12 protein-coding genes are annotated in these 9,243 nt (G+C 60.8%); 8 read left to right on the plus strand and 4 right to left on the minus strand.

Features of this window, described 5'->3' with window-relative positions:
- Positions 1-469 precede the first annotated feature (469 nt).
- Entirely contained in the window at positions 470-817 is a 348-nt protein-coding gene (locus O2S87_RS17070; protein ID WP_475409960.1) for a hypothetical protein, read from the plus strand.
- Between the two features lie 114 nt (positions 818-931).
- Positions 932-1,099 (plus strand): hypothetical protein, encoded by a 168-nt coding sequence (locus O2S87_RS17075; RefSeq protein ID WP_475409961.1) that lies wholly within the window; start codon positions 932-934, stop codon positions 1,097-1,099.
- A 17-nt stretch (positions 1,100-1,116) separates the two neighbouring features.
- Here O2S87_RS17075 and O2S87_RS17080 read toward each other — a convergent pair whose 3' ends face one another.
- Positions 1,117-2,163: a saccharopine dehydrogenase family protein gene (locus O2S87_RS17080; RefSeq protein ID WP_475409962.1), complete on the minus strand. Its 1,047-nt coding sequence runs from the start codon at positions 2,161-2,163 to the stop codon at positions 1,117-1,119.
- 148 nt (positions 2,164-2,311) lie between these two features.
- Between O2S87_RS17080 and O2S87_RS17085 the strand changes: the two genes are divergently transcribed.
- The 5 genes from O2S87_RS17085 to O2S87_RS17105 all read left to right on the plus strand — a co-directional run bounded on the left by O2S87_RS17085 (position 2,312) and on the right by O2S87_RS17105 (position 6,480).
- A complete protein-coding gene (locus O2S87_RS17085) occupies positions 2,312-3,307 on the plus strand; it encodes a beta-ribofuranosylaminobenzene 5'-phosphate synthase family protein (RefSeq protein WP_475409963.1) in 996 nt (331 codons plus the stop codon).
- Between the two features lie 73 nt (positions 3,308-3,380).
- Positions 3,381-4,217, plus strand: a complete 837-nt coding sequence (locus O2S87_RS17090) for an RAD55 family ATPase (RefSeq protein ID WP_475409964.1) — start codon at positions 3,381-3,383, stop codon at positions 4,215-4,217.
- Between the two features lie 110 nt (positions 4,218-4,327).
- Entirely contained in the window at positions 4,328-5,392 is a 1,065-nt protein-coding gene (locus O2S87_RS17095; RefSeq protein WP_475409965.1) for a hypothetical protein, read from the plus strand.
- On the plus strand, positions 5,389-6,126 hold the full coding sequence (locus tag O2S87_RS17100) for a DUF8135 domain-containing protein (protein WP_475409966.1): 738 nt from the start codon (positions 5,389-5,391) through the stop codon (positions 6,124-6,126). The genes O2S87_RS17095 and O2S87_RS17100 overlap by 4 nt, the downstream gene beginning before the upstream one ends.
- A gap of 24 nt (positions 6,127-6,150) precedes the next feature.
- A complete protein-coding gene (locus O2S87_RS17105) occupies positions 6,151-6,480 on the plus strand; it encodes a transcription factor S (protein WP_475409967.1) in 330 nt (109 codons plus the stop codon).
- Between the two features lie 2 nt (positions 6,481-6,482).
- On the opposite strand, the gene O2S87_RS17110 is transcribed toward O2S87_RS17105, so the two are convergent.
- On the minus strand, positions 6,483-6,809 hold the full coding sequence (locus tag O2S87_RS17110) for a methyltransferase (protein ID WP_475409968.1): 327 nt from the start codon (positions 6,807-6,809) through the stop codon (positions 6,483-6,485).
- Here O2S87_RS17110 and O2S87_RS17115 point away from each other — a divergent pair.
- On the plus strand, positions 6,808-7,035 hold the full coding sequence (locus O2S87_RS17115; RefSeq protein WP_475409969.1) for a hypothetical protein: 228 nt from the start codon (positions 6,808-6,810) through the stop codon (positions 7,033-7,035). The two genes, O2S87_RS17110 and O2S87_RS17115, sit on opposite strands and share 2 nt — an antisense overlap.
- Before the next feature lie 57 nt (positions 7,036-7,092).
- Here O2S87_RS17115 and O2S87_RS17120 read toward each other — a convergent pair whose 3' ends face one another.
- Together O2S87_RS17120 and O2S87_RS17125 are read right to left on the minus strand one after the other, a co-directional pair.
- Positions 7,093-8,205: an acyltransferase family protein gene (locus O2S87_RS17120; RefSeq protein ID WP_475409970.1), complete on the minus strand. Its 1,113-nt coding sequence runs from the start codon at positions 8,203-8,205 to the stop codon at positions 7,093-7,095.
- Between the two features lie 145 nt (positions 8,206-8,350).
- On the minus strand, positions 8,351-9,040 hold the full coding sequence (locus O2S87_RS17125) for a hypothetical protein (protein ID WP_475409971.1): 690 nt from the start codon (positions 9,038-9,040) through the stop codon (positions 8,351-8,353).
- Between the last annotated feature and the right edge of the window lie 203 nt (positions 9,041-9,243).

Genomic DNA, 9,243 nt, shown 5'->3' on the forward strand with positions numbered 1-9,243 from the left:
TTTAGCTAGCCGACGACACTGCTCAACGAAGTCGAGGAGATCGATCTCCATGGGCAGAGTCGAATTCCTCGGCTTCACGTTTCTAACCCGTGATATCAGCCGAATAGATCGCTATTCAACAGAGCAGTTCGTCCATGCCTCTTGACGGACGTAGTCGACACCCTCGTCATCGAGGAGTTTCGAGACGGTCTCGCGGGAGTCTTCGTCGACGAGTACCTGCAGTTGACGCACACCATCGCCACCACGGCAGACGAAAAAAGGCTCGTGGCCATCCAGACGACGTATCGCGCGCCAGATCAAACAACCGGTACAAACACGCGAATCGACGCATCCACCGCTGGACGACAACGAATCGGTTGTAACCCCGGGGAAACCCATCGTAATCCGGATCAAATCCAGCTCAAACCGGGTACATTCGAGTTGACGGCGCTGCTGTTTTATCATGGAACATGGCTGTGGATCAGATGCAATGAACGCAACACAGCTACTGACGATCACGATTGCAGCACTGTTCCTGATCGGCGGGGCAACCGCAGTCGGTGCCGCCGCGCCAGCCGAGCAGGCACCCGACACCGCAGCGGACACACACGAAGACAACACCGACGACGTCGACTCGACTGGTGACGAGACAGCCGAAGATGCCACGGCCGGAGTCGGACCACGTGATGGGCTACCCGAGCAGGTGCCCGACCGCGTGAGTTCGATTCTCGAGACCATCCAGTCGTTCCAGAACGGCGACACTGGCAATCTCGGCGAGGCGCTGAGTAGCTTGTTGGGTGGCGGGCCAGCCGAGAACGCTGGCGAGAGCAGTGCCTAACGGTCGACCACGAGAACAGCCCACGTTCCGAACCAACACGCCGATTTTATACAAATGAGATCCGTCCACAGTTTGATACATCCAGCGTCGACAATCGGTTCACAGCAACCACCAGTGACAAACGAGTCCGCGAACGACCCGTACACCACGACCAAACGCGTCGACCTCTCGCTGCAGGATGAGCTCACAGTCGACAGCAACAACGGATGGCTCACCATCGTCACGACCGTCGAATCCGACGAACAGACGATTACGATCCAAGAAAGCAGACAGGTGGCCTGAAACGCGGCTGGCTTGCCCTATAGATCCTCTTTGCTGACACCCGGCAGGTCGAACGCCAGATCAGGTCCGAACGCACCCGCTGGCGTCGTAAACCCAGTGGGAGCCTCGCCGTCACGCACACGTTCGGCGCAGACCAACGCGGCGTCGACGGTCAGTTCGTAGGCGTCGGGCGTTCGAACGAGCGACTGGACGGTCTCGCCGCTGTCTTTGCTCCACGCCTCGCCCCATATGACTGTCCCGCTTTTCGCCCGGGTCGCCTCGCTCGGCCCGTCGACGAACCGGTCGACGAGCCCAGCTACCAGCCCTTTGAGTTTCGGAGTTGCCACAAGCCCCGAGAGGGGTCGACCAAGGCCAACTGCATACCGAACGGCGTCCGGAACTGCCAGGTAGACGACGATGTTCGGAACCCCCGTCGTTCGGTAGGCGGTCGACAGGTCGCCCCACGGCACCGACATCACCGTTCGCGTCTCCGAGCCGAAGTCGACGACGCGGTGTCTCGAACCCGCCGGGATGTGTCGGAGCGTACCGTCCTCGCGGATCGCACCGCCCGAACCGGCTCCCGACAGCAGCGTTTTGAGCGTTCCCGCGGACAGCGAGCCAGATGCAGAAATCGCCAGCGAGAGGTGGGTTGCCTCGGGGAGCCGGTCGGCGAGCGAGGCGGCCAGACAGTCGGTCGGGACTACGTCGTAGCCCACGCCGGGCAGGACGGTGCAGCCAGCGTCGGTGGCCTCGTCGTCACGGCGGGCCAGTCGCTCGAACACCGGGAGTTCGCCCGTGATGTCGAGATAGTTCACGCCGCGAGAAAGACAGGCGTCGACGAGCGGGTCGGCGGTTTTCGCGAAGGGGCCCGCGCAGTTGAGCAGTGTGTCGATGCCCGACAGCTGGGTCCGAACGTCGTCTGCCAATCCGAACGCGCGGCTTCGACACTCGAGTCTCGCACCGAGAGCGTGAATCCGGTCGGGATCACGCCCGGCCAGCACGGGCGACAAGCCACGGTCGACTGCCGCCCGAGCGATGAGTTCGCCCGTGTAGCCGTACGCGCCATAGATCAGCAGGGAGTCCATACCTGGCTGTTGGTACGTCGACACAAAAAGGGTGGAGGCTGTGGTGTACCGCGTTCATGAATGGTACCATTACCCGTGCTCGCGCCGAGTAGCCACTGATCGTTGCCACCGTCGAAACCCGAATACCGGGGGCTGACAAACGGGGAGTATGACGAGGGTCGACGTTGGATCGCGGCTGCATTTCGGCTTTGGGAACCTCTCGCTGGCCCACGACCGGCTGTACGGCGCGCTCGGGGTCGCGCTTGACGAGCCTCGGCTCTCGCTTCACGCCGAGCCTGCCGACCACATCGAGACCGCTGCCCAGTACGAGTCGCTCGTGGAGACCGTCTGTCGCTGTCTCGACGTTCCGGGAGCAGCCGTCTCCGTCGACCAGCCACTGCCACCGCACGTCGGCCTCGGCAGCGGGACACAACTGGCACTCGCTGTCGCGACAGCCGTAGGAGGAGCCTACGGCCGGTCGGTCGACGTCCGATCGCTTGCGCCCCAACTCGGCCGCGGCGGTCGCTCTGGTATCGGTGTCGCCACCTACGAACAGGGAGGGTTCGTTCTCGACGGCGGCCATCCGACCGCCCGGTTTACGACCGACCGCCCAGTCGACGGCGCGTGGAGCGTCCCTCCGGTCGCCGCGTGCCACCCGATCCCCGACGACTGGCGGTTTCTGGTCGTTCTGCCCGACGCCGACCCAGGCCGGAACGGTGAAACCGAAGACGAGAGTATTCGGAGCGTCGTCGAACGGGCCGATCCAGCGCCCGCCGACCGGATTTCCGGGCGGATCGTCCGTCGTGTCCTACCGGCGATTGCGACCGGCAACGCCGACCAGTTCGGCGCGGCAGTCGACGAGATCGGCCGGCTCAACGGCACCTGGTACGCCGACGAACAGGGTGGAATCTACCGCCCACCGGTTGGCCACCTCGTCGACGAACTCGCCAGCGAGCCGGCCGTCTATGGCGCTGGACAGTCTTCGTGGGGGCCCGCGGTGTACGGTGTGACCGACAGCGAACACGCCTCGGCGGCCGAACACGCTGGCAAGCGAGCGCTCGAATCGGCCGGGCTTGACGGCGACGTCGTAGTTTCCTCGGGCCGAAATCACGGTGCATGCGTCGACAGCGAATACCACGAGTGGACTGGAGAAGCCGGAACGTAGGACATGACTACTCTGGAAGCCTCGTCAGTAGTTTCGTCATAATTGATAAGCATAGGTAGTGAGAAACTGGGGTATGGAGGATATTCCGTTCGGAATTTCACGGCTCGATTCGCTGCTTGACGGGGGTGCACCGCCCGGTAGTGTCGTCCTACTGTCCGGAGAAGCCGGGGCGGGCGCGCGGGAGTTCGTCTATACGAGTGCGGCGATGAACGCATTGGCACACACCAACAGCGACCTGTTCGAGCTCCACTACGGCGAGCTTCAGACCGGTGCGGTCTTGCCACCGGAAGTCCACTACATTTCGTTTACAGCCTCGGAGTCCAAACTCGAAGAAGAACTCCGCTATACGCTCTCGGACGACATTGTCGACGCGGCGATGGATCACATCCAGTATCAGGATCTGTCGATCGAGTACTTCCAGTCGACACGGATTCCACAGGACTGGTATCTGGGCCGGACGACCGATCTCTCCGACCTCAGCGGTGGCGGTAACCGCGAAGAGGTCCTCGGCGCGCTCGGTGACTACCTGACCGACCACGCCGCGGGAAACCTCGTCGTGTTCGATGCAATCACCGATCTGCTGGGGGCGCTCGGTGATGACGAGGAGTGGAGCGATATCCCGATGCTCGTTCGGGGGCTCAAACGCGCGTCAGCACAGTGGAACGGGCTTATTCTCGTGTTGGCCAGCGAGGAGACGCTGACGTCAACCGAACTCGGACAGCTCTCGGACGCCGCCAGCGGGACGATCGACTTCTCTTGGGAGACTGGTGGTTCGAAGCGGGCTCGCGTTATGGTTATCAAACAGTTCCGGGGGGCGCTCTCTCGACTCGAACAGGAGGACATCGTCCAGTTCGAAGGAGAAATCCACGAAGGCGGCTATGACCTGAGTAACGTCAGAAAGATTAGGTGAACACGCAGTTACAAAGATCCTACCGCAGAGTAGAATCGACTTACTTCGGGAATCTGAGCGGATCTGATTTATCACGGATGTTTAAGTCTAAGCGCTGATAGAAGGTACCAATGACGAGTGAGCAGGAAGATCCGATGTCACTTCCAGCCGAAATCGAAGAGTGGCTGGCGGATCGCACAACGGAACGTGGAGAAAGTCGACAGCGGGTGCTTGCTCGTGCAGTCGCTTCGTATCGGTTTCTCGTCGCTGAACAGGAGGGAAACGACACCGACGAATCGACAGTAGCGGATATCGAATCGCGGGTCGAGGCGCTCGAAGACGACCTCAACGATCACGTCAAAGACCTGCGGAGCCGAATTCTCGACGTGATCAGAGAGGCTCGATCACGTGCCCCGGTCGATCACAAGCATGAAGAGTTCGACCGGCTCGATGAACTCGAAGAGTTGCGTGGCCGACTCGACGGGCTCGAAGCGGTGGATGACCGGCTCGAAGCACTAGATAGCCGACTCGGTGAACTCGAAGCGGTGGACGACCGACTGGAGGCGGTAGATGACCGACTCGACGAATTCACTGGCTTCGACCAACACGAACAGTTGGGTGAGCGACTCGACGAACAGCGTGACGAACTCGACAGCCAAGGGAAGGCGACCGACGAACTCCGTGAGTCGACCGCGGAACTCGAAACGGAGCTTGGAGCGCTACAGAGCGCGGTCGACGAGCGTGTGGGGGCTGTCGAGAGCCAGACCGAGTCGAACCACGACTCGGTCAGGAGACTGGAAGCGAAAGCCGACCGGCTCGCTGGCGTGGCAGTGGACCTGCGAAAGCGGCTCAGTCAGGTCGAAAAAGACGTTAGTGCGCAGAGAACGCTGTCGACGCTACTGAAAACGGCCGTTCACAAGGACGTCGAAAAGGCCAAGTGTGACAACTGTGCGGAGACGATACAGTTGGCAATGCTCGGCGAGCCTGCCTGTCCCTACTGCCACAGCGCTTTCGATACGATCGATACCGCCAGCTGGTTCTTCAAACCGGCTGTGCTGACAGTCAACGATCGGCCAGCGCTCGAATCCGGCGAGTCAAACATACCCCAACAAGAGAGTGACAGTGAGCCAGCAGCCAATGCAGGCGATGTCGACGACTCGACGCTGTCGAATGGGCAAAAACAGGAGACAGAATGAGCGACGAACAACCGACCGATCGATCGGAGCAGCCTGAACAGGATTACTGGGCGAGTCTCGACGAAACGACCGCTGGCGAGTCTGTCGAAAATGAGACGGGCCAGTCGGGAGACGACTGGGAGCAGTTGGGGAGTGATACAGCCCAGACAGGAGACGACTGGGACCAACTTGGCGGTGATACAGACCTGACAGAGAGTCAATCGGAGCCACTCGAACCCGGAGAGACCACCGACTTCGAGGAGATGGACGTGCCGTCGGTCGACGGCGACGCACTCTGGAACGAGTTGGCGACAGGCGCTGCCAGCGACGACGAACCAACCCATGACGAAGCCCACGGTGGAGGCGATCTCGACACTGACGCAACCGATATCGGTGCGCGGTCCAACCAGAGAACGTCACCGTCGGTGCACGCTGATGACGACCCGCTGGGTTCTGGAGCCGCTGCGAGTGGTGGCATGTCAACCGAATCGGACGGAACGACGTCGAAAGCGACCGACCGAAGCGTCTCGACCGCATCGGGCGACAGTGTTGGAACGGCCAACAGGGAGCACGTGATTGATAAACGGGCGTACTGTCAGCAGTGTCCCTACTTCACCGATCCCCCGGCAGTGAGCTGTACGCACGACGGGACGGCGATTCACGAGGTGCTCGAAGACGGCCGGTTCCGTGTCAGCGGCTGTCCGGTTGTCACCGAGACGGGACCGGATCGGACGATCCTCGACGGCTGGGATTAACTGTCCAGCGGTCGACGATCCACTATGCAATTCTGCGACGATTGCGGCTCAATGATGCGCTCCGAAGACGGCCGAATGGTCTGTGCCAACGAGGACTGCGGGAAAACCGCCGAACAGGACACCGAGTTGGCCGCGCAGTTCACCTCCACGGAAGCCCAGAGCGGCGACGAACTGATCGAAACCGAGGAGGGTGCGGAGTTCGAGGGGAAACCGACCGCCAACGATATAGTCTGTGACGAGTGTGGCCACGGCGAGGCGTGGTACACGATCAAACAGACCGCCTCCGCCGACGAGCCGCCGACGCGCTTTCTTAAATGTAAGGAGTGCGGCTACCGCTGGCGTGAGTACAATTAAGATCAGGCTTTTGTCGCTTCCAGCACGCTCATTTCACCATTAGTTTCCTGCTGGTCGACCAACCCCCATCCGGCTTCATTTAAAAGCGACCGGTACTCCGCTTCGGTCCGCTCGCGGCCGCCCATCTGGACGAGCATCGTCATGTCCAGACGCTTGGCGAAGTGCGGCTGGTCGGGACCGGGCACGACCGCTTCGACAACGAACAGTCGACCGTCGGGCGGGGCAGCCTCGTGGATCGTCGACAAGATTTCAACGCACTCGGCGTCGCTCCAGTCATGCAAAATCCACTTGAGCAGGTAGCCGTCGGCGGTCGGCACCAACTCGAACATGTCGCCCGCGACGTACGCACAGCGGTCGTCGACGCCGAGTTTCGGAGTCCAGGTACAGTCCTTCGGCAATCACCCTGGCGGCGGTGGGTGTTTCCTCAAGCGCGTCGACGATGCCCAGCGTGACGGCCGTATGGAGGAGTCGACCGCTCCACAGCCCGCTGACGAGGTCGTAAGCGTTTCCGAGGAGTCTTTCGGGCGGTTCGGCGTCGGTCGGTGTGGTCTGTGAGATATCAGTCATGTTGTTCGGACCACAGGCTACCCCGACGGCGAATAGTACGGCTGTCTATCCCGACCGAAGCGCCCGCAGCCACGCCGCGCCGGGCCAATGCGTCCCCCCGATCTCGATGACCCCGAGTCGGTCGGCCGCCAGATAGAGCGCCAGCGCGCCGAAGAACGTCGCGGGCGTCGACAGCAGGTGCCACACGAGCGTCTCCTCGATCGGGTAACCGCCCGCTTCGAGCAGTTCGCGGCCAGCCCGCAGGGCCCCGAACACGACCGGATGGGTGACGTAGATCCCAACGGCGTAGCTGCCCCACGTGGGCAGCGGCGTCCCACGGCCGAGCGTCGGCCGCGAGAGCAGATACAAAAACAGCGAGGTCGTCAATAGCACGGTGGTAATCCCGTAGCTCGGCGCGTAGACGTACGAGCCGAAGGCCTCACCCTTGAGCGGATAGCCCAAAACGTAGAACTCCCCGAGTTGGGCGAGTGCGAAAAGGCCCGTCGCTGCGAGGAGGTGTCGACCCCGGTCGGGCGAGGGCTGCCAGTCGTGGGCGTAGATCGCGTATCCCAGACTCGTATAAAAGAAGCCGAAGAACAGCCCATCGCGGATCTCGAAGGGCACCTCGATGAACATGGTGTAGTTCGTCCCGAGCAGGCCGACGACATGGAACGCCGCCGCGACCGGCAGCGCCCAGTGGGGTTTCTCGATTGCGACGAAGGCGTACATGAGAAGGAACGACACCGCGAGCGCGGGGAGGAACCACAGGATGTTCGAGACGGAGGTGCCGTAGTAGAACAACTCGACCGGCGAGAGAAAACCAGCGATCGTCTCGACGGCCGCCGCCGCGAACGGTCGACCGTCGAGGACATCCCGGCCGACGAAGCCGACGAAAAACACCGGCGCGGCCAACGCCAGCCCGAAAACATAAAACGACGAGACCGAGGCGAGCCGCCGTCTCACGTAGGCAGTCGGCTCACGGTCGGCGAGTTTGCGCGCGAACAGAAAGCCCGAGGTGAAGAAAAAGAACGGCACCGCAAACCTGGCAGTCGTTTTGATCCCGAAGTTGAGCATATTCCCGTAGACCGTGAGGTCCTGAAACGGATCGGTATGGATCATCACAATGAACGCCATCGCAACGATTCGCATCGCATCGATGCTATGGATGCGTTCGGCCATCAGCCTCCAGTAGCGACGGTCGATGCATGGGTGTTTCTATCTGTAGTCGACCGACCGATCCGTTGGAAACAGGTGAATACAGGAAACCGCTATGAGAAAACGACTACCGTCGCGTGAAACAGCACATCAACAGAGTGGGCGTCGGCTACTCGGCTCCGTCAGAGCCGATCATCCCGGACATGAGCGATTGTCGCCACTTTTTGATCGTCTTGAGTTCGGAGTCGAGTTCGTCGAACCGATCGTCGACGTTTTCGGCTCCGCCGAGTCTGTCTTCGAGTGTGGAAATACGGTTGGAAACCGTCTCCATCTGTGAAGCGAGCGTGTTAAGCGCCTCCGTATTGGCGTTGATGTCTTCTTCGAGCGATGTGAACTGGTCGTCGTGCGAGGAGAGTCGGTTGTCGGTTTGGGCTTCGAGCTCCGTCAGTGAGGTAGCCGTTTCGGAAACGTCGTTCGAGATCGACTCGATTTCGATGGAGTGATCCATCACCTGATCTTCGATATCCGAGACGGTTTCGTCGTGCTCCTCGACGGTCTCAGTCGTGGTATCGAGTTCCTCGCGCAGCTCGTCGATCGTTTCGGTGTACTGATCGATCTCGTCGGTTTTCGACTCGATGTTGGCATCCAACTCCTCGATCGCGGTGATATTGTTACCCACGCGGGCGTCGATCGTGGCGAGCTCCTTCGTATGGTCAGTCACCGACTCTTTGATCGTGTCGACGCGAGAGCGGAGATCCGACAGCTTGTCATCAGTCGTTTCGAGATCGGTTGTGACCGTGTGGATCCGTTCATCGGAGTTATCTGCACGCCGTTCGAGCGTAGTAAGTTTTGACTCCATCCGTTCTAGTTTAGCAGAGTGAGATCGCGCTCAACCAGATATCGTCGTGACTACCTGTCAGAGAAACCCGGTGGATTGTATGGGCTATTCTCCACCGGGTTCAGTTATCGTTGAGCGAATTCAAAGAGCGTTTCCTTCTGATGAGTTGCGCGAACGCGTTCGCGCAACGAATCTCGTAGAGCGTCAGCGGAAATTCGACATTG

The sequence above is a fragment of the Halohasta sp. A2 genome (assembly GCF_056175805.1).

Bases quoted from the DNA above. Each gene is read 5' to 3' on its own strand.
- O2S87_RS17105 (WP_475409967.1), top strand. From the start codon at position 6,151: ATGCAATTCTGCGACGATTGCGGCTCAATGATGCGCTCCGAAGACGGC.
- O2S87_RS17125 (WP_475409971.1), bottom strand. From the start codon at position 9,040: ATGGAGTCAAAACTTACTACGCTCGAACGGCGTGCAGATAACTCCGAT.
- O2S87_RS17110 (WP_475409968.1), bottom strand. From the start codon at position 6,809: ATGTTCGAGTTGGTGCCGACCGCCGACGGCTACCTGCTCAAGTGGATT.
- O2S87_RS17100 (WP_475409966.1), top strand. From the start codon at position 5,389: ATGAGCGACGAACAACCGACCGATCGATCGGAGCAGCCTGAACAGGAT.
- O2S87_RS17090 (WP_475409964.1), top strand. From the start codon at position 3,381: ATGGAGGATATTCCGTTCGGAATTTCACGGCTCGATTCGCTGCTTGAC.
- O2S87_RS17070 (WP_475409960.1), top strand. From the start codon at position 470: ATGAACGCAACACAGCTACTGACGATCACGATTGCAGCACTGTTCCTG.
- O2S87_RS17085 (WP_475409963.1), top strand. From the start codon at position 2,312: ATGACGAGGGTCGACGTTGGATCGCGGCTGCATTTCGGCTTTGGGAAC.
- O2S87_RS17115 (WP_475409969.1), top strand. From the start codon at position 6,808: ATGTCGCCCGCGACGTACGCACAGCGGTCGTCGACGCCGAGTTTCGGA.
- O2S87_RS17080 (WP_475409962.1), bottom strand. From the start codon at position 2,163: ATGGACTCCCTGCTGATCTATGGCGCGTACGGCTACACGGGCGAACTC.
- O2S87_RS17120 (WP_475409970.1), bottom strand. From the start codon at position 8,205: ATGGCCGAACGCATCCATAGCATCGATGCGATGCGAATCGTTGCGATG.
- O2S87_RS17095 (WP_475409965.1), top strand. From the start codon at position 4,328: ATGACGAGTGAGCAGGAAGATCCGATGTCACTTCCAGCCGAAATCGAA.